This window comes from Comamonas testosteroni TK102, assembly GCF_000739375.1.
Taxonomy (GTDB): Bacteria; Pseudomonadota; Gammaproteobacteria; order Burkholderiales; family Burkholderiaceae_C; genus Comamonas; species Comamonas brasiliensis.
Genome location: NZ_CP006704.1, coordinates 3,421,781 through 3,441,654, shown reverse-complemented (window position 1 = coordinate 3,441,654; position 19,874 = coordinate 3,421,781). Strand labels below are relative to the sequence as shown.

Sequence of the window (19,874 nt, the reverse complement as noted above, 5' to 3'; positions counted from 1 at the left end):
CGAGCAGTTTGAGCACAATGTGAAATCAGGCGGTACTGCGCCGCCGAGCTGCACCAACTGCCCCGGAGACCTGAATACCCATGACCATTGCCCGTCGCATTCTGCTGGTCGAGGACGACGCCCATATCGCCGATCTGCTTTCGCTTCACCTTCGGGACGAGGGGTTGGAGGTCGTGCATTGCGCCCGCGGCGACGACGGGCTGGCGCATCTGGAGCGTGGCGGCTGGGATGCGCTGGTACTGGATCTGATGCTGCCTGGGGTGGACGGCCTGGAGATCTGCAGACGTGCGCGCGCCATGACGCGCTACACGCCGATCATCATCATCAGTGCCCGCTCCAGCGAGGTGCATCGCATTCTGGGACTGGAGATCGGCGCTGACGACTATCTGGCCAAGCCGTTTTCGGTGCTGGAACTGGTGGCCAGGGTGAAGGCCCTGCTGCGCCGGGTCGACGCGCTGGCTCAGAGCGCGCGCCTGGAATCGGGCAGCCTGTCGGTCAATGGGCTGGTCATGGACCCGGTCGCCAGGGATGCCAGCCTGAACGGACGACATCTCGACCTCACACCCCGGGAGTTCGATCTTCTGTATTTTTTTGCCCGCCAGTCGGGCAAGGTGTTTTCGCGCATGGACCTGCTCAACGCGGTCTGGGGCTATCAGCACGAGGGCTATGAGCACACCGTCAACACCCATATCAACCGGCTGCGCGCCAAGGTGGAGCGCAACCCTGCACAGCCCACACGAATCCTCACGGTCTGGGGACGCGGCTACAAGTTTGCCGAAGCCGGGGAGCGCGAATGAATCTGACCCTGACTCAGCGGCTGGCGATCGTGTTTGCGCTGCTGCTGCTGGTCTGCAGCGGCACTTCCGCCTGGCTGCAGCTTCGCTCCAACCGCATGCATGAACTGGAGGTGGTGCAGGCCTTGTCCCGCGACGTTGCCGAGAGCATTGCCCGCGACGCCCAGTTGACGGATGCGAACGGCCTGATGCCGAGCGCGGTGCGCAATCTGTTCAACCAGCTGATGATGGTGAACCCGAGTGTCGAGGTCTATCTGCTGGAGCCCGATGGACGCATTGCGGGTCATGCGGCTCCCGAAGGGCGCTTGCGCCGCGACCGGGTCGATCTGGAACCGGTCCATCGATTTATCGATGGTCATATGCTGCCCATCCTGGGTGACGATCCGCGCAGCCGCGATGGCCGCAAGGTCTTCAGTGCGGCTCCCCTGAGCGTGAACGGGAGGGAGGTCGGCTTCATCTATGTGGTGTTGCTCGGCGAGGCCCATGATCTGCTTGCCGCCAGAGGTTCCGCAGATGCGGTGCTGAAGACTGCATTGCTGTCGATCGGCATGGTGGGGCTGCTATGCCTGGCCGCCGGGCTTGTCGCCTTCACCTTGATCACACGCCCCTTGCGGCGCCTGACCGAGTCGGTGCGGCAGTTCGATATGCATGGCGTTCCGCCTGAGATGCCGGCGCGTGCTTCGGAGGCGGCAGATCACAGCCATGACGAGATCGCCGTGCTGGACTCGGCCTACAGGCAGATGGTGCTGCGCATCAGCGAGCAATGGCAGGCGCTGAGGCGACAGGATCAGGAGCGCCGGGAATTGATCGCGAATGTCTCCCACGATCTGCGCACGCCGCTGTCGTCCTTGCATGGGTATCTGGAGACCCTGCTGCTCAAGGATGCAAGCCTGGAGCCCGCAGAGCGCAGGCGCTATCTGGGCATTGCGCTCGACCAAAGCCAGAGGGTGGGAGCGCTGTCCCAAAGTCTGTTCGAGCTGGCGAGGCTGGAGTATGGCTTTGTGCAGCCCGAGCCCGAGTCATTCTCGCTGCGGGACCTGGTGCAGGACGTGTTTCAGAAGTTCGAGCTTGCTGCAGAGTCGCGCCATATCGCCCTGCAGGCGGATCTGCCGCCGCAGTTGCCGGCGGTTCGTGCAGATCTGGGAATGATGGAGCGAGTCCTGAGCAACCTGCTCGACAACGCCTTGCGCTATACCCCCGAAGGCGGGTCGATCAGCATAGGCATCAGAAGCGTGGGCCCGGAGCTGGAGCTGACGGTCAGCGACACTGGCCCTGGCATTTCGCCAGAGCTGCGCGAAGGTTTGTTCAGGCGTCCGTTCACGGTCGGCGGCGCCCGCCGCGACGGGGGGCTTGGCTTGAGAATCGTGCACCAGATGCTGGAGCTGCACGGGGTCAGCATCCATCTGGTCGAGAGCAGCGGCGGGGGCGCTGCGTTCCGGTTTCGCCTGCCACGGGCTCCGGAGGCCTGATCTGCAACAGGGCTGCACGCTGGCGTTTCACGGGCAATAGAGCCCTGCCTGCCGGAAGATCTGGACCATCACCGGTCGTCGGTATCGCCATGAGTCCGGCCCTGCGGAAGGCGGCGTTTTGCTAAGTGGCAGTCGCCTGCAGATTGATAGCAGTCTTATGTCTTATATCTAAGTGAAAACCCCAGTTGTTCGCTCCAATAAAAGACCACTGCCTACTAGCAGTCAAGGCGGTCGTCTGACACAAATAGTTGCCAGCGCAACTATTATTAAATTGTTAAGGCGGTTTGGGCCGGCTTGAAAAATGCTTTGGCTCTGTGTGCGAGTGCCCGCTTTGCGGGCATTTTCTTTGGGGCGTGCAGCTTTCGGTCGGAACCACCGCTGATTCAAAAAACTTGAACACTTGCCCAACGCACAACTGGCTGTGCATGAGCGGGTTCACACGATGTAGGAATCGCAAAATGTCCAACTTTTCCCCACCCAGCCGCAGATCCTTTCTGTTCGCCTCCGGTGCTGGCGTCGCACTGGCCGGAACGGCCGTGACCATGCATGCCAACTCCAAGGAGCCAGCGCTCAAACTGGATGCATACAAGCCCGAGTATTTCAATGCGGATGAGTGGGCTTTCGTTCTGGCAGCGACAGCGCGCCTGATCCCGTCCGAAGGCGACGGTCCCGGAGCGATTGAAGCCCATGTGCCGGTGTTCATCGACCGTCAGCTCAAGGGCTACTACGGCACTGCGGATATCTGGTACATGGAGGGGCCGCACGATCCCACGGCCAAGCCCGATCGCGGCTGGCAAACGCCTTTGACGCCTGCACAGCTCTATCGCAAGGCGATTCCTGCCTTCAACGCCGAGTGCAAGACACGCTACGGCAAGGAATTCAAGGACCTCTCACATGAGCAGCAGGATGAAGCGCTGACGGCTTTGCAAAAAGGTGAGATCAAGCTGGACCCCGAGCTGAGCATCTTCTTCACCACCTTGCTGGCCAACACCAAGGAAGGCTATTTCGCCGACCCCATGCATGGCGGCAACCACGGCATGCAGTCCTGGAAATACATTGGCTTTCCTGGCGCTCGTGCCAGCTATGCCGAATGGGTCGACCAACACAACAAGAAGTACCCGCTGGGTCCGGTTTCCATCAAGGGCGAAAGGGCATAAACCATGGCACGCATTGAAAAAAAGAAAGACGTGGTCATCGTTGGCCTGGGCTGGACCGGCTCCATCGCCGGCATGGAGCTGGCGGCCGAAGGCCTGGAAATCGTGGCGCTGGAGCGTGGTGGCGACCAGAACACGGTGCCCGAGTTCAAGTACCCCAACCAGATCGACGAGTTGACCTGGGGCGTGCGCCTGAAAAACATGCAGCATCCGCGCCAGCAGACCGTGACCATCCGTCGCAATGACGGCGAAATCGCGCTGCCATACCGTGCGATGGGCTCGTTCCTGCCTGCCAACGGCGTTGGTGGCGCGGGCACCCACTGGAACGGGCTGCTGTGGCGCCCGCAAGCTGAAGAAATTCAGCTGCGCAGCTATGTGAAGCAGCACTGGGGCGAGTCCATCATTCCGGAAGGCATGAATCTGATGGACTACCCCGTCACTTACGACGAGCTGGAGCCGTTCTTCACGCAGTTTGACGAAGTGGCGGGTATCTCCGGCAAGGCCGGCAATCTCAACGGCAAGATTCAGCCCGGCGGCAACCCTTTCGAAGGCTGGCGTTCCAAGGACTACCCCATGCCCCCGCTGCCTGCGACCTACGACGCAACCTTGTTCGAAGCGACGGCCAAGCAAATGGGCTATCACACCTTCCCGGCGCCCGCAGGTATTGCCTCCACCGCCTATGTGAACCCTTATGGCATGCAGATGGGGCCTTGCAATTTCTGCGGTTTCTGCGAGCGCTACGGCTGCTACCAGTATTCCAAGTCGTCGCCGCAGACGGCCGTTCTGGACGCGCTCAAGCGCAAAAAGAATTTCAGCTACCGCACGCACTGCGAAGTGCTGCGCGTGGAAAGCTCGCAAGACGGCAAGACCGCCACCGGAGTGACCTACTTCGACTCCAACACCAACGAAGAAGTGTTCCAGCCAGCAGATCTAGTGATCCTTTCTTCCTTCCAGCTCAACAACGTGCACCTGCTGCTGGTTTCCGGCATCGGCAAGCCCTATGACCCCAAGACCAACGAAGGGGTGACCGGCAAGAACTACGCCTATCAGATGAACGGTGGCGTGACGATGTTCTACAAGGAGGCGAACTTCAACCCCTTCATCGGTCACGGCTCCAACGGTATCTGCATCGATGACTTCAGCGTCAACCAGAACGATTTCGGCAAGCTGGGCTTCATCGGCGGTGCTTACTGGCGTTCGGGGACCTTCAATGGTCAGCCCATCCGCTCCATGCCGCTGCCCAAGGGTACGCCGGGCTGGGGTGCCGGTTGGAAGAAGGGTATCGGCGAGTGGTATGGGCACTCCATGTCCATCGGCACGCACGGCTCGCATATGTCCTACCGCGCCAATCACCTGGATCTGGACCCCACTTACAAGGATCCACACGGCCGTCCGCTGATGCGCATGACCTTCAACTGGCAGGACAACGACCTGAAGATGAACCAGTACCAGAAGCTCAAGGCGGCAGAAGTTGGCAACAACATGAAGCCTGATCAGATCCAGCTGGGTTTCAAGGACATCGGTGCGCAGTTCGACGTGCGACCCTACCAGACCACACACACCACTGGCGGTCACATCATGTCCGACAAGCCCACGGAAGGCGTGGTGAATCGCTACTGCCAGGCCTGGGACAAGCACAACGTGTTCGTCTTCGGCGCAGGCAACTTCGTGCAGAACACCCAGTACAACCCCACCGGCATGGTCGGCGGCCTGGCGTACTGGACGCTGCATGCGATTCGCACCATGTATCTGAAAAACCCACGTCCGCTGGTCTGAGGAGAGCAAGACATGAAGAAAATCCTCAGCATTCTGATTGCGCTGATCGTTCTGGGCGTTCTGGCGGCGCTGGCGCTGATCTACCTGCCATTCAAGCCGACACCGGCGAATGAGGCGCTGGCCGCCGACTGGAAGGCAGAAGCCGGTCGTGGCGAATATGTCATGCGCGCCAGTGACTGTATGGCCTGTCACACCGCCAAGGGTGGCGAGCCCATGGCCGGCGGTCGTGGCATTGAAAGCCCCATGGGCACCATCTGGTCCTCCAACATCACGCCGGACAAGGAAACCGGCATAGGCAGCTGGACTCTGGACCAGTTCCGTGCCGCGATGGTGGACGGTATCGGTGGTCACGGCCAGCAACTGTACCCGGCCATGCCCTACGAGAACTATCGCTTCATGAAGGAAAGCGATATCCGCGCGCTGTTCGACTACCTCCAGACCGAGGTCAAGCCCGTCAGGAACGAGGTGCAGGCCACCAGCCTGAGCTTCCCGTTCAATATGCGCTTCGGCATCCGTGCCTGGAACTGGCTGGCGCTGTCGGGTGAAGCCGAGTTCAAGCCCATGGCCGGTGACGACCAGCAGATTCGCGGTCAGTATCTGGTCGAAGGTGCCGGCCACTGCGCAGCCTGCCATAGCCCTCGCACTGCCTTCATGGCGCAGAACGGCACACGCCTGTCCGACTCCAGCTTCCTGACCGGCGGCATGGTGGACGACTGGTCTGCTCCTGCACTGCGCGGCAAGGACTCGCGTGTTCAGCAATGGACGACCGAGCAGGTGGCCGCCTATCTGGCAACCGGCCGCAATGCCCATGCGGTGGCCAACGGAGAAATGGCGCTGGTGGTCGAGCACTCCATGCAGTACATGACCGATGCCGATCTGAACGCCATGGCCAAGTTCCTCAAGACCATGGACGGCCAGGCCGCAGATGCAGCCCCTGAAAAAGTGGCCACGCCAGGCCCTCGCAGCACTGCGGTTGCCAAGGCGGATGGAGCCGGCGAGGCCACGGCCAAACTGCTGAAATCCGCGTCTCCCGACATGCCTTTGGGTGCTCGCCTGTATCTCGACAACTGCGCAGCCTGCCACTTTGTCAGCGGCAAGGGTGCTCCCGAGATCTTCCCCGAACTGCAAGGCAATGCCATGGTGCTGGGCAAGGATGCCAGCCCGCTGGTGTCGGTGATTCTGAAGGGCGCCTCCTCGCCTGCTACGGATCGCCGTCCCATGCATCTGGTGATGCAGGGCTACGCCGACCGCCTTACCGACGGTGAAGTGGCCGCACTGGCCAGCTTCGTGCGCAAAGGCTGGGGCAACCAGGCTTCGGATGTGAGCGAAAGCCAGGTCAGCAAGGTGCGCCAGCATGTGCAAGCCGATGCTGCTCCGCAGAGAGCCCAGTAAATAGCACGCGTATCTGCCAGGTGCTTTGCGCGCCAGGCAGGCTCCCGAAACCCAGCCCGATGGAAATCCGGCTGGGTTTTTTATGCAGCAGCTGCTGGCCCGGACGATGGAGCCTTCCAAAAATCAACAGGCCGCACCACTGTGCTTAAGTGATGCGGCCTGTTGCGTAGGCGTGTTGCGGATCAACCAACCGGATGCTGACGGTAAACGGCGCGGCATGTTGAATGGTTTTGCGGCGTCGGTAGACGTGCTTCCATGGACTCAAGTGTGCATGTTGCAGCGCAGAAAATGTTGCTTCAAATTCTGCGAATACAGCGTTGCTACAGAAAAATTTTCTGTCTTTGTATTTTTAGCGGTAAATTCAAGAATATGGATACCTTGGATAAAAAGATTCTTGCTGCCTTGCAGGCTAATGCGCGCGCCAGCCTGCAGGACATTGGTGCTGCAGTGGGCCTGAGTGCATCGCCATGCTGGGCCCGCATCAAGAAGATGGAGGAGGCCGGTGTGATCGAGGGCTATACCGTGCGTCTGAACCCGCAGGCGCTGGGGCTGGCCGATTCGGTTCTGGTCATGGTCACGCTGGACAGCCACTCAGACAACACGCTGGAAAAGTTCGGCGAGGTGCTGGCCACCATTCCCGAAGTTGTGGAAGCGCATCTGGTCTCTGGCGAGTACGACTATCTGCTACGCATCGTCGTCAAAGACACGCGTGACTACGAGCGCCTGCTGCGTGAGAAGCTCTACAAGATCAAGGGCATACGCCACAGCCAGTCCAGCTTTGTGCTGCGTACGCTGAAAAAAGCAGACCTGCCCTTGGGCGTGTGAAGCGGCATCGCTCTTCGTGGTGCGATCAGTCGCGGCACGGATCCGGTGTGGCTGAAGTCATTCAGACTCCGGTGCTCATCGAACCTGGATGCAGGCCGGGCCGCTGCGGCGCTGGCCCATCGGGGGCGGCTGCGCGTCGGATTGATGGAGGAGTTGATGAAGCTGACGCGGAGCCGGGGCACCGCGCAGCCGTCTCAACGCATGGCGCGGCGCAAGGCAGCGCTGCTCCAGTCCACGGCGATGCTCAGCAAGAGCATGGCCATGATCACGGTGCTGGCCTGGGCATAGTGGAACAGCGAAAGCTCGAAGTACAGCAGTTGGCCCAATCCGCCAGCTCCCACAAAGCCCAGAATCGCCGCCATGCGGATATTCATCTCCCAGCGGTACAGCGTGTAAGCCAGCAGTTGCGGCGCAGCGCCAGGGAGGGTTCCATAGCAAAATGCCAGCAGGCGATTGCTGCCGCTGAGCTTGAGCGCATTCGCGGGAGCGGCCGGAGCATTCTGCAAGGCCTCGGCAAACAGGCGGCCCAGCACGCCGGTGGTATGCAGGGCCAGGGCCAGGGCTCCGGCGAATGGGCCCAGACCCACGGCCAGCGCAGTGATCGTGGCCCAGACCAGTTCGGGCACCGAGCGCAGCACGTTGAGCACCACGTTCCATGGTGCACGCCAGCGCGGCAGGGCCAGCAGCAGGCCCGCGATCGCGGCCAGCAAGGTGCCGACGATGGAGATGGCCAGGGTCTCCCAGATGCCTTGCAGCACCCTGAGCAGCCAGGGCCGGCTCAGATCGGGCGGGAAAAAGCCGCGTACAAAGTCGCCCATGCTGGTGGCCGCATCTGCCGTGAACAGGGCCGAGAAATCAATATCCAGAAGCCGCATGCTGGCCCATAGCGCCGCACAGGCAGTCAGCACAAATGTGCCGGTGCGCCAGCCGAAGGGCAGGGCGCGTGCGGCAGGCGCGGCGTCGAGTGCGCGACGCAGCCACCAGGAAAGCAGGTCGGCCGCCGCCACCAGCAGCATGAAGGCCAGCAGAATGCTGGCGGCTTCGCCGCCGTTGAGCATCTTCATGGCCTGGTCCATGAGCTGGCCCAGGCCTCCTGCGCCGACAAAGCCCATGACCACCGAGGCACGGATCGCACATTCCCAGCGGTAGACGGTGTAGGAGGTCAGCTCCTTGGCCGCCTGCGGCAGCAGGCCATAGAGCAAGGCCTGGATACGGCCGGCACCGCTGGCACGCAGGGCGTGGGCCGGAGCGGGAACTGTGGATTCGAGAATTTCGGCATAGACCTTGGCCAGCATGCCGCCATAGGTTAGCCCCAGGGCCAGGACTCCGGCTGCAGGACCCAGGCCGAAGACGCGCACAAACACCAGAGCCCAGACCAGTTCGGGAATGCCGCGCAGGATGGTGAGCACGCTGCGGGCGATGGGGTTGAGCGTGACCCTCTCACGCGCCGCGCCCGTGGACAGATAGGCCATGGGCACGGCAATCACAAAGGCCAGCGCCATGCCTGCCGTGGCGATGGCCAGGGTCTCCAGCGTGGCCTGACCCAGGTAGGCCAGGAACTCCCCACTGGTTTCGGGCGGCAGAAACTGCGCGAGAAAGCCGCCGATGACTTTGAGATTGTCGGCATCGAATAGCGGCTTGAGCGAAAAGCCAGAGGTCTGCAGCATGGGCCAGAGCACGACCAGAGTCAGGATCAGGCCGCTGAGGCGGCCGCGAGCGGAGGGGTCGCGGCGCGATGGCCGGGCGGGCTCGGCCCTTTCTATCGGCATGCGTTCACCTGGATGGGAGCGGGCGCGGTGCTGGCGGGATCGCGCTGAACCAGGCGGTTGTGCAGCATGGGCAGATCGGCGGGGCTGCCATCGGCATGGGCGTAGAGCGCTTGCAACTGGGCTTCGCTGACTTGCGCGGCGGGCAGGTCAAAGGCCAGGCGGCCATTGCGTACGCCGACGATGCGGGCAAAGTTGGCCAGAGCCAGATCGACGGCATGCAGGCTGGCCACCAGCGTGGCCTTGCGCGCGGCAGCTTCCTGCACCAGCAATTGCACCGTGGCCTGCGAGAGCGCAGGGTCCAGGGCGGAGACGGGTTCGTCGGCCAGAATCAGGCCGGCCTGCTGGTAGAGCACGCGGGCAATGCCCACGCGCTGCAACTGGCCGCCTGAGAGCTGGTCGCAGCGTGCAAACAGCTTGTCCTCAAGCTGCACGCGGGCCAGGGCCTCGCGCGCGCCCGCAATGTCCTGCGGATAGGCCAGCGATGCCAGCGCCTTCCACAGCGGCCACTGGCCGAGCTTGCCGGCCAGCACGGCCGTGACCACCCGTTGACGCAGCGGAATGGGGGCGGCCTGGTGCACGGTGCCGATGCGGCTGCGCAAAGCCTTGAGTTCGCGGGCGGCGGATTGCGCGGCCGCAGTCCGGCCCAGCACCTGCATGCGACCAGCCGTGGGCAGGTAGGCTGTGCCTATGGTGCTGAGCAGCGAAGTCTTGCCGGCGCCCGAGGGGCCGATGAGCGCAATGCTCTCGCCCTGGATGGCGGACAAGGAGATATGGGACAGGGCGGTAAAGCCGTTGCTGTGGGTCAGGCCCACATCGTCCAGCATGAAGCTCATGAGACGAATACTCTGGAAACAATAGCTGCCAACGCTTGATAAATAAGCGTTGGCAGTCAAAAAAAGCTGAATTTCTTACTTCAGCAGACCGGCGGACTTGGCGGCGGCTTCAATGCCGTCGTAGTTCTTGGTGTCGGTGGCGATGAACTTGGAGGCGCGCTGCAGGTCCATGATGGCCTTGTGCTCTGGCTTGCTGGGGTCCAGTGCCAGGAAGGCGGCGGTCAGCTTCTTGACAATGGCCGGGTCCAGGTCGCCGCGCACCGTCCAGTTGTAGTCAAAGTAGGTGGGCGTCGTGGCGAACACGCGCACCTTGCTGGTGTCCACCTTCTTGGACTCGACCAGCTTGTCCCACACCGAAGTGTTGAGCACGCCGGCCTCGGCCTTGCCTGCGGCCACAAAGGCCACGGTGGCGTCATGTGCGCCCGAGTAGGCCACGGTCTTGAAGTCCTTTTCGGGATTCAAGCCGTCCTGCTGCAGGAAAAAGCGCGGCATCAGGCTGCCCGAAGTGGAGGAGGGGGCGCCGAAGGCAAAGGTCTTGCCCTTGAGGTCGGCCAGCGTCTTGATGGCGGGGTCGGCCGTGATGAACTTGCTGGTGAAGACCGCATCCTCGGCCCGCTGCACGATGGGGATGGCCGTGCCGTTGGTGCGGATCTTGGCTTGCACATAGGTGAAACCGCCCAGCCAGGCCAGATCCAGCTTGCGGGTGGCCAGGGACTCGACCACTGCCGCGTAGTCGGATACGGGGGTGAACACCACTTTCATGCCGGTGGCCTGCGAGAGGTATTCGCCCAGGGGCTTGAACTTGCGCTGCAGCTCGGTCGGTGCCTCGTCGGGAATGGCCGAGACGCGCAGCACCGCAGGGGTGTCTGCATGCGCGGCGGACAGCAAGGAGGAGGAAGCCAGAGCTGCCACGGCCAAGCCGCGCAGCGCCTGGCGGCGAGCGAAAGAGTGCTTCATTAAGTGCTCCGTTCAAAAAAGCCACCGCCGTCCGGATACACGGCGGTTTAGTAGGTCACAAGCGTTTGGCTTGCGGCGAATGGAAACCCATGGGCGGTACACCGACCGCTGGCGCTTATTGTTACGTAATTGAGAAACCCTCGGCGCAGTCTTTGCTTGATTTGGATAGCAAAAAGCCCCGTGGGGACGGGGCTTGGCATGAAAGCGACTGCTTGTCTGCAGGTTCCAATATTGCAGATGCAGCAGGTAGAAGACCGTGGTTGCGCTGACCTCGTTGTCTGGCATCAGCAGGGGCTTGCCATGATGCCCGATTGATAGCTACCGATCCTCTCAAGCAGGCGCTAGACAGGCGTTTGCTCGGGTTCGGGTGCTGGTGCCGGGACCTCGGGAGCCGGCGCTGGGGTGCTTTTTTCGCGTTGTTGTCCTCACCACCGCAGGCGGCCAGGGCGGCGGCTGCAATCATGGAAATCAGAAGAGGTTGGCGCAAGCCCTGTGCAGATGTCATTGACAGCTTGGCAGATGCAGGAGGAAAACTTCGATGTCTCACCAGTCTGCATCTCATCGTTTTGAAACCGATTCGTGGCCTTTGCACCACAGTCACGGCAAACCGCTTGGCAGTTGCTATGCCAAGCCAATAAACTCGCCAGCCTTTACCCCGCTTGCGTTATACGCTCTCATTTTCGAGGTGCACCATGTCCTGCCAGATTCGTTTGCGCTAAACGACTTCGCCACACGCTGATTTTTCAGGTGTGCGCTGCGGTATGGACATATCGGTCCCCTGAGGCGCCTGGCCCAGGTGGCCTGCCGCCCCGGAGGGGCAGTTTCTTCACGATGGGCAAGCCCTTGCCCGGCGTTCCCGACCTGGCTCGCGCCCCGGTCCTGCGCTCTTGCACTCTCTGAATCCCGGCCTGCCCTTTGCTCGGCGGCCAGGTGTTCTTGTCTTCGCCCGATGGTGGCGGCGATTGCCGCTTTCGTTGTCCTTGGTTTGTCTGCCACGTCTTTTGGCGCGTGGCTTATTCCCTTTTTGGAAAGCACAACATGACTACTTCCCATTTATTCAATCTGGAGATACTCAAATATCCGCGCACGCCGCATCTGCGTGGCTCGCGGCTGCAGGTCGGTGATCAGGCCGATGCCGTGTCCTATGAAGCCCTGGCCGGCCGGCATATCGTGGTCGAGGAAAAGCTCGATGGCGCCAATGCGGCGCTGAGCTTTGGCGCCGACGGCAGTTTGTTGCTGCAGTCGCGTGGCCACTATCTGCAAGCCGATCAGATGGGCGGGCGCGAGCGCCAGTTCAATGCCTACAAGCAATGGGCCAGAGCCCATGAAGGCGCGCTGATGGCACTGCTGGACGAGCGCTATGTGATGTATGGCGAGTGGCTGTACGCCAAGCACTCGCTTTACTACGACGCCTTGCCGCACTGGTTTTGCGAGTTCGACGTCTGGGACCGCTCGGAGCAGCAGTTTCTGGACACGCCGCAGCGTCATGCGCTGCTGGCCGGTGTGCCCGTGGTGTCCGTGCCTGTGCTCTACGCCGGTATCGCGCCGAGGCGCATGCAGGATTTGTTGGCATTGCTGGCACCGTCCCTGGGGCGCAGCGCTCGCTGGAAGGCGGTGTTCGAGGATCAGGTGCAAAAGCAGAAACTGGATTTGCCGCTGGCCTGGCGCCAGACCGACAGATCCGAGCTGGCCGAAGGTCTGTATATCAAGGTCGAGGAGAACGGTCAGACCGTGGAGCGCTACAAGTTCGTGCGCTCCGACTTTGTGCAGGTGATCCTGGAGTCCGGCTCGCATCACAGCGAGCGGCCCATTGTCGCCAACGGTCTGCGCACAGGCGTCGATATCTTTGCCAATGCGATTCAAAAGAGCTGGTAAGCCTCTACCAGAAATCGCTGATAGCTATCAGAACCGTGGTTTTGTGATGAAGCTGCGGTGAAAGGAGAACTTATGTGGAGCTGGAAACAGATCGCGGCCCTGGTGCCGCATTCCGCTCACGACTCGGTGGACTGGGCGGCCTGCCTGGACGCCTTCCCGCAACTTGAGCTGGCCAGGACCACGCCGCAAGACCCGATCTACCATGCCGAAGGCGATGTCTGGACGCATACGCAGATGGTGGTGACCGAACTGCTGCAGGACGGCGACTATGCAGGGCTCACCAACGAGGAGCGCGAGACGGTCTTTCTGGCCGCGCTGCTGCACGATGTCGCCAAGTGCTCGACCACGCAGATAGCCGACGACGGCCGCATCTCGCAGCCCGGCCATTCGCGCCGTGGGGCGCTCGATGCGCGGCTCATGCTCTGGGAGGCGGGCGCGCCCGTGGCCCGGCGCGAGGCGGTCTGTCGGCTGATTGCCGTGCATCAGGTGCCGTTTTTTGCCTTTGCCGATTCGCGCCGAGGCGTCTCGCCCGAGTTCATGGTCAGAGAGCTGTCCTGGCAGGTCGATCTGCATTTGCTGGTGCTGCTGGCCCGTGCCGATATTCGCGGTCGCATCTGCCCCGATGTGGGCAATGTGCTGGTGAATATCGAGCTGTTCAGGGAGCTGGCCCTGGAAGAGGGCTGTTTGCGCAAGCCGCGCAGCTTTGCTTCGGCCGAAACCGCACTGCGCTATTTCCGCGGTGCCGAGCTGCACCCGGACTACGCCTTGCACGAAGATCCGGGCTCGCGCGTCATTGTCATGTGCGGCCTGCCCGCATCGGGCAAGAACCACTGGGTGACCCAGCATCATGCGGGCCTGCCCGTGGTGTCGTTTGACGATGCGCGTGCCGAGCTGGGCCTGCGCCATGGCGAGAACGAGGGCGCTGCTGCCCACCGAGCCGTGGACAAGGCCAAGAGCCTGTTGCGAGCCAAGGCTGCCTTCGTCTGGAATGCCACGCATCTGTCCAGACAGATGCGTGGCAAGACGCTGGACCTGTGCCTGGCCTATGGTGCACAGGTGGAGCTGGTGCATCTGGAGGCTGCCAGATCCACCTTGCTGGCGCGCAACAGCAAGCGCGACACCACGCTCGGCAATGCCGCACTGCTGGGCATGTTGCACCGATGGGAGGTGCCCTTGCCGACCGAGGCGCATGGGCTGCAACTGCTGGTCAACGAGTCATCCACGCAAACATGAAAAGGAAAAAGGGCCTGGAAGTTTCCAGGCCCTTTTTGTGCAGGGGCAATGTCGTGCTCAAGGCCGCTGCATGGCTTGCAGGTAGCCCTTGGGATTGAAGCGTGTCACCAGCAGGCAGACCAGCGCTGCCACACCAGCCTGATAGAGCCAGCCCGTCATCCAGTTGCCGCTGATCTGGTGCAACTGCGCCATGACCAGAGGGGCCAGCGCTGCAAGGATGAAGCCGCCGCCCTGCATCAGCGAGTTGAGGGCGCCGGCTTGTGTGGGCGAGGGCAGATGGTCCAGCGCCACCAGCATGAAGAGCGAAAAGCAGCCGCCCAGACCCAGCCCCAGCACGATGGCATTGAGCGTGGGCATGGCATCGGGCCAGAGCCCGAGGCCGGCAAAGCCGATGATCTGCAGCAGCAAGGCCAGCATGAGCCAGCAGCGACGGTCCAGGCTGCGGCGCGCGAGAGCAGGCATGGCCAGCGCCGATGCGGCTTGTGCAATCGACAAAATGGCCAGCAGCGAGCCGCTTTGCGTGGCCGTCCAGCCATGGGTTTGATAGAACGGAGCGAGCCAGGCAACCGTGGAGCCATAACCGCCGTTCATCAGGCCAAAGCTGATCAGCAGCAGCCAGGTGCGGCCACGGCGCAGCAGCCAGCCGGTGTCGCTGTCCCTGCTGGCTTGTACCAGGGGCGCGGAGGGCACAGGGGTAGCGGACTCGCGCATCAGGGTCAGCGCATACCAGGCCAGCGGCAATGCCGGCAGCACGGGAATGGCCCAGATGGCCAGCGAAGCCTGCCAGCTCAGGCCCAGCTGCATGGCCAGGGGCGAGAGCTGGGCACTGAGTGCGCCGCCTCCCATGAGCGCCGCCGAATACAGGCCCATCATGGGCGCCACGTTGTGGGGAGACTGGCGCTTGATGAGTCCCGGCAGAATGCTTTGTGCCAGCGCCACGCCCGCGCCGCACAGGCCGGCCGTGGCGATCAGCAGCGTACCGGTGGCGGCACCCGCAGGCGTCAGGCGCAGTGCGCAGCCCAGGGCAATCAGCAGCAGCGAGGCGCAAATGCTGGCGCGCGCGCCCCAGCGTTGCAAAGCCGTGGGAGCAAGCCAGCCACCAATGCCCATCAGCGCCATGGGCAGCAGCGTGAGCCAGGAGAAGCTGCGCAAATCCATGCCCGTGGCCTGCTGTATGGTCGGTGCCAAGGGGCCGGGTGCCGTCAGAAATGGACGCAGATTGATGGTGACCAGTATCACCACCAGCAGCCAGAGCAGCGGCGGCACGCGATGCGTTCGGGAAGATGTCGATGTCATAAAGCGCTGAGGCTGCCGACGGTGCAGTGCATCGGTGCGGTCGCCTTAGGCAGCCCGGTTTGTTGTTGTGGTTTTTTGGCGGCGAGGAGGGTCAGGCAGTTGGCCAGGCCTCATCTCCGTAGAGCTGCGCCGCGCGGATGCCGGTGTCGATGCGGGTGATGGGCAGCGGCGGTGGCGTCAGCGACAGGCGCAGGCGCTGGTAGGTACCCTCGCTGGACAGGCCATAGGGCGCGGCATCTTGGTTGTCGAAGGCGAAGAATACCTGTTCGGCGCCATTCATGACCAGGGCCGCCAGGCACATGGGGCACGGGTGGCCGCTGGCATAGATGGACAGGCCCGCCAGGCTGGGGTTGGCGCGCTGCTGCGTGCCCGCGCGTATTGCCTGCATTTCGGCATGGGTGCTGGGGTCGTGGCTGGCAATGATCTCGTTGACGCCGGTGGCAACGACTTCATTTCCCTGGGCGAGCACGGCGCCGAACGGGCGGCCGCCCTGAAGGCGGTTGGCATGGGCCAGGTTCACGGCCAGGCGCATCAGTTGTTGTGGGGTGGCGGAAGTTGGACTCATGGCGATGAAAGCTGTGGCGGCAGGCGCCGGATGCCTGATGCATCAGCGCCGCAACTGTTGTGTTTTAAAGAGGGCGGTGCGGCGCCCGGCGCCTTGCAGCGTACAACTGCAGGGCCATGCCGCTACCCGTCTGGAAAGCAAAGCTTATTTGCTCAGAGGGCGTTGACGGCCCATTAGTTCCGCCCAGGCCGAGCAGGCGAGCTCCACCTGCTGGCGTGCCGCCGGGCTGGCAGCCAGCATGCGTGCAAAGCCGTGGACCATGGCCGGGGCGCGCAAAAGCTGCAGCGGTGCGCCCAGTGCCTTGGCCTGATGGACAAAGGCTTCGGCCTCGTCGCGCAGAATATCGTGGCTGGCCGTCATCAAAAGCGTGGGCGGCAAATGGACGATGGCTGCGCTGCTGCAGCCCGGCGTCAGCCATTGTGCGGCCTGGCCCTCGGGCCGGCCCAGTTCCTGCCAGTAGCGCTGCATGGCGGCGGGCGTGAGCCCGAAGCCTGTGGCAAAGCGGCGCATGCTGTCATTGTCCTGATCGGGCTGCAGCGGCGGGTAGAGCAGCAGCAGGCCAGCAATGCGGGCCGCATCGGTGGGGTGCTGAATCTGGCGCACCGCCGCTGCCAGTGCCAGATGGGCGCCAGCGCTATCGCCACCGAGCAGGACCTGGTCGGCCGCAAAAGGCAGCAGCCCGCGCATGTCGCTCAGCCACTGCAGCACGGTCATCACATCGTCCAGCGGCGCGGGAAAGCGGTTCTCCGGCGTGCGGCGGTAATGCACGGACAGCACCACATGGCCGGTGAACTGGGCCAGATGCTCGCACAGGTCGTCATGGGTGTTGAGATCGCCGACCATCCAGCCACCGCCATGCAGCCAGACCAGCGTCCGACCGCTGCCACAGCCTTGCCGGTGATAGCTGCGCATGCAGATCTCGCGGCCCTCGGCGGCCAGGAAATGCTCGGCCCTGGAGATGCCGGGCAGTGCCGAGCGAATCAATCCGGCCTGCAGTTCGCTGAGCAGGCGCCGGCGTTCCACATAGTCGAGCTGCGGGGTCGGCATGTCTGTATCGAGCTGGGCAAAGCGCTGCAAGATGCGTCCCAGTGCCGGATCTATGGGCTGCGGAGGCAGGTCTTGGCGGTTGTCTGTACCGTCGTTCATGGCTGCGGGGCCTCAGTCAGCGCCGGTGCGCGATAGACCATGACCTTGAGGCTGCGCTCCTCGTCCACATCGGCAAATACGGCCGGGTTGGCCAGGCGCTCGACGAACTCCAACTCGGGGGCGATTTCCGCCATCTGCCCGCGCAGGAAGTCCGTGCCGAGTTCGGGTGCGTTCAGGCACAGCAGGACCTGGCCGCCCGGCACCAGCAGATCGGGCAGGCGGCGCATCAGGCGCGCATAGTCCTTGGTGGCGATGAAGCTGCCTTTCTGGTAGCTGGGCGGGTCCACGACGATCAGATCGTACGGTCCGCTGCGGTTGATCTTGCCCCGGCTGCTGAAAATATCGTGGGCAGCAAAGCTGGCGCCGGCCTTGACGCCGTTGAGCTGATGGTTGTGCTGACCCGTGGCCAGAGCACCCTTGCTCATGTCCATATTCAGCACCTGGCCCGCGCCGGCCAGCTTGGCCACGACCGAGAACGCGCAGGTATAGGCAAACAGGTTGAGCACCTTCATGCGCGCGGGCCGCTCATGGGCCAGCACCTGCCGGCGCACCCACTCGCGGCCGGCGGCCATGTCGAGGAACAGGCCGTGGTTCTGCCCGCGTGCGATATGGATCAGATAGCGGGCGCCGTTCTCGGTCACCACATGCGGCTCGGGCAGCTCGCCGGCCATGATGCGGGTTTCGACCTTGCCGCCGCTTTCGCGGCTCTGGAAGGCCCAGGTCAGCGGCTGGCCTGCCGGGGCGATCTGCTGCCAGCGCTGCTCCAGCGCCTGACCGATCCGGCTTAGCTGTGCTTCTTCCAAGGGCGCAAAGCTGGTCAGCACGATGACGGGCGCAAAAGCGTCCAGCGAGATCTGTTCGCAGCCCGGATAGCGGCCGCCACGGCCATGAAAGATGCGCTGGGCATCGGTGGGGAAGGGCATCTGGGCAATGGCATCGAGCAGGGCTTGCATGGGGGAGCGCAGAACTAGCCCTGCAACCGGAGCCAGGGCATTGCGAATTGGTGATGAAAAGGGCGCCAGTGTATGCAGTTAGGGGCGTCTTTGTGCGGCTTGGCATCAATTCTGGCTGGATTGAGGGATGGCATTGTGAATGTCGGCCCTGGACAGGGTCTGTGCCCCTTTCTGATCGAGCCATGCGGACCAGAGCTCAATGGCATGTTGCTGATAGCTTCGCAGCTCTTGTTCCAGGCTCAATCTGGAGTGTGATGGCATGAGCTCTTCCGGCAGCAAGGGGTCCCGCAGCAGATGGGCTATGGCCGAGCGACCTAGCAGCAGCGATTCACGCACTGCGCTTGGCAGCGGCATGTCGTCCAGTCTTTGGTGGCTGCTGAGAATCACGCAGATCCAGTGCTTGTGGGCGGCCTCCAGTGCCTGCGTGTTCCAGAGCTTGCGTGCCTGGGCCTCGTGCAGCTTGTCAATCTGGTGAATCTGCATCAGACAACTGCCTGACGCGATGCCCAGTGATTCCAGCTCGACCTGGAACTCGGTGAACGTAATGCGCAGATTGTCGGGGCGTATATGCAGCTGAGGACCAAGCGATGCAAAGCCGCGCAAGCCCAGCGCGCGTTGATGACGGCGCCATAGAGATTTGTCCGCTTTGGAGGCGGATGCGTCCTGTAACGCAAGCCATTGCCCGTGCCAGGGCCGACGCAACTGCTCACGCCGGTGCCAGTTGTCCACGATATGGGCGAGATGAGAGGGCTGGAGCCGCGCCAGATACAGACCACGCCCGGGCCTGTCCACTTTACCGGCCGATATCAGGCGACTCAGGCAGACGCGGACCGCATTTTCCCCAATGCCGAACAAGGCTGCTGCCTGGGTGATGGCACGGGCGGAGAGCGGAATCGCACGTGCCACCAGCAGGTCCAGTATCAAGTCTGTAGCGCAAGGGCGTCTTGGCAGAACATTACATGATTTGTCCATGATGGAGAAATATTGAGAGCTTTACTAGCATGGGCGTCAAGCAAAAAAGGAGACAACGCATGCGGTTTGTGCAATTCGAAATCAATGGCCCAGTCTGCACCATCACCATGAATCGGCCTGACAAGCGAAACGCTGTTCACCGGCCCATGGCCCAGGAGCTGCGCGATGCCTTTTTGCGGTTTGAGCGCGATGAAGCACTGCATGTTGCGGTGCTGACCGGCAGCGCAGGGCATTTCTGTGCTGGCGCTGATCTGGCGGCAGTGGCTGACCCCGGGTTGCGCAACGAACTGGATTCCGAAGGCGGCGGAGGTGGTCCCATGGGTCCGACACGGCTTGAATTGAGCAAGCCGGTGATTGCGGCCATCAGTGGCTACGCGGTAGCAGGAGGGCTGGAGCTGGCGTTGCTGGCCGATCTTCGCGTGGTTGACGAGTCTTGCGTGTTCGGCGTCTTCTGCCGCCGGTGGGGAGTGCCGTTGATTGATGGGGGGACGGTGCGCCTGCCTCGGGTGGTGGGAATGGGTAGGGCGCTGGACATGATCTTGACCGGACGGCCCGTCAAGGCCGAGGAGGCTCTTTCCATGGGCCTTGCGAACCGGCTTGTGCCTGCCGGGCAGGCTTTGCAAGCGGCAAGGGCGCTGGCGCAGCAACTGGCCGCATTTCCCCAGCAGTGCATGCGCACCGATCGCGATTCTGCCTACGCGCAGTGGGACATGAGTCTTGCGGATGCCTTGCGCAGCGAGGGTCGCAAAGGGGTGCCGATGGTGGCTGCGGAGGGCGCTGGCGGCGCAGCGCACTTCACCCGAGGCGAGGGGCGTCATGGGCAGTTTTCGCGCTGATCGTTGACAAGGCTTGAGGCTGAAACAGG

The 19,874-nt window shown here is 62.7% G+C and carries 17 protein-coding genes; 9 read left to right on the top strand and 8 right to left on the bottom strand.

The features are described from left to right. Positions 1-80: 80 nt before the first annotated feature. The 6 genes from O987_RS15510 (at position 81) to O987_RS15485 (ending at position 7,410) form a co-directional block, all read left to right on the top strand. Positions 81-797, top strand: a complete 717-nt coding sequence (locus O987_RS15510; protein WP_003054239.1) for a response regulator transcription factor — start codon at positions 81-83, stop codon at positions 795-797. Next, complete coding sequence (locus O987_RS15505; protein ID WP_043373299.1) at positions 794-2,263, top strand: sensor histidine kinase; 1,470 nt, start codon at positions 794-796, stop codon at positions 2,261-2,263. Before O987_RS15510 ends, O987_RS15505 begins: the two co-directional genes overlap by 4 nt. 458 nt (positions 2,264-2,721) lie before the next feature. Beyond that, positions 2,722-3,420, top strand: coding sequence for a gluconate 2-dehydrogenase subunit 3 family protein (locus O987_RS15500; RefSeq protein WP_003054241.1), 699 nt, complete (start codon positions 2,722-2,724; stop codon positions 3,418-3,420). A 3-nt stretch (positions 3,421-3,423) separates the two neighbouring features. Beyond that, the gene (locus O987_RS15495) at positions 3,424-5,193 is read left to right on the top strand and encodes a GMC family oxidoreductase (protein ID WP_003054242.1); all 1,770 of its coding nucleotides are present in this window, start codon (positions 3,424-3,426) and stop codon (positions 5,191-5,193) included. 12 nt (positions 5,194-5,205) lie between these two features. Then, a complete protein-coding gene (locus tag O987_RS15490) occupies positions 5,206-6,585 on the top strand; it encodes a cytochrome c (protein WP_019042876.1) in 1,380 nt (459 codons plus the stop codon). Between the two features lie 369 nt (positions 6,586-6,954). After that, positions 6,955-7,410 carry an Lrp/AsnC family transcriptional regulator gene (locus O987_RS15485; RefSeq protein ID WP_003054244.1) on the top strand — a complete coding sequence of 152 codons (456 nt, stop codon included), beginning with the start codon at positions 6,955-6,957 and terminating at the stop codon, positions 7,408-7,410. A 194-nt stretch (positions 7,411-7,604) separates the two neighbouring features. Here the strand turns inward: O987_RS15485 and phnE are convergent, their stop codons facing one another. The 3 genes from phnE to O987_RS15470 form a co-directional block, all read right to left on the bottom strand. After that, a complete protein-coding gene (phnE, locus tag O987_RS15480) occupies positions 7,605-9,179 on the bottom strand; it encodes a phosphonate ABC transporter, permease protein PhnE (protein WP_019043648.1) in 1,575 nt (524 codons plus the stop codon). Next, complete coding sequence (locus O987_RS15475) at positions 9,170-10,012, bottom strand: phosphonate ABC transporter ATP-binding protein (protein WP_043373297.1); 843 nt, start codon at positions 10,010-10,012, stop codon at positions 9,170-9,172. Before O987_RS15475 ends, phnE begins: the two co-directional genes overlap by 10 nt. A 75-nt stretch (positions 10,013-10,087) precedes the next feature. Next, positions 10,088-10,969 (bottom strand): putative selenate ABC transporter substrate-binding protein, encoded by an 882-nt coding sequence (locus O987_RS15470; protein WP_003054247.1) that lies wholly within the window; start codon positions 10,967-10,969, stop codon positions 10,088-10,090. A 1,038-nt stretch (positions 10,970-12,007) separates the two neighbouring features. Here O987_RS15470 and O987_RS15465 point away from each other — a divergent pair. Both O987_RS15465 and O987_RS15460 read left to right on the top strand, forming a co-directional pair. Further along, positions 12,008-12,844: an RNA ligase family protein gene (locus O987_RS15465; RefSeq protein WP_003054250.1), complete on the top strand. Its 837-nt coding sequence runs from the start codon at positions 12,008-12,010 to the stop codon at positions 12,842-12,844. A gap of 72 nt (positions 12,845-12,916) precedes the next feature. Continuing rightward, positions 12,917-14,077: an AAA family ATPase gene (locus O987_RS15460; RefSeq protein WP_003054251.1), complete on the top strand. Its 1,161-nt coding sequence runs from the start codon at positions 12,917-12,919 to the stop codon at positions 14,075-14,077. A gap of 57 nt (positions 14,078-14,134) precedes the next feature. On the opposite strand, the gene O987_RS15455 is transcribed toward O987_RS15460, so the two are convergent. The 5 genes from O987_RS15455 to O987_RS15435 form a co-directional block, all read right to left on the bottom strand. Beyond that, on the bottom strand, positions 14,135-15,373 hold the full coding sequence (locus O987_RS15455) for a cyanate transporter (RefSeq protein WP_003054252.1): 1,239 nt from the start codon (positions 15,371-15,373) through the stop codon (positions 14,135-14,137). 91 nt (positions 15,374-15,464) lie between these two features. After that, positions 15,465-15,905: a nucleoside deaminase gene (locus O987_RS15450; protein WP_003054253.1), complete on the bottom strand. Its 441-nt coding sequence runs from the start codon at positions 15,903-15,905 to the stop codon at positions 15,465-15,467. 177 nt (positions 15,906-16,082) lie between these two features. After that, entirely contained in the window at positions 16,083-17,084 is a 1,002-nt protein-coding gene (locus O987_RS15445; protein ID WP_043373294.1) for an alpha/beta hydrolase fold domain-containing protein, read from the bottom strand. Continuing rightward, the gene (locus O987_RS15440; RefSeq protein WP_043373291.1) at positions 17,081-18,037 is read right to left on the bottom strand and encodes a class I SAM-dependent methyltransferase; all 957 of its coding nucleotides are present in this window, start codon (positions 18,035-18,037) and stop codon (positions 17,081-17,083) included. Before O987_RS15440 ends, O987_RS15445 begins: the two co-directional genes overlap by 4 nt. A gap of 105 nt (positions 18,038-18,142) precedes the next feature. Continuing rightward, positions 18,143-18,943 carry a transcriptional regulator, PaaX family protein gene (locus O987_RS15435; protein WP_235214157.1) on the bottom strand — a complete coding sequence of 267 codons (801 nt, stop codon included), beginning with the start codon at positions 18,941-18,943 and terminating at the stop codon, positions 18,143-18,145. Positions 18,944-19,068: 125 nt separating this feature from the next. On the opposite strand from O987_RS15435, the gene O987_RS15430 reads away from it, so the two are divergent. Then, positions 19,069-19,845: a crotonase/enoyl-CoA hydratase family protein gene (locus O987_RS15430; RefSeq protein ID WP_029158673.1), complete on the top strand. Its 777-nt coding sequence runs from the start codon at positions 19,069-19,071 to the stop codon at positions 19,843-19,845. The last annotated feature ends 29 nt before the right edge of the window (positions 19,846-19,874 follow it).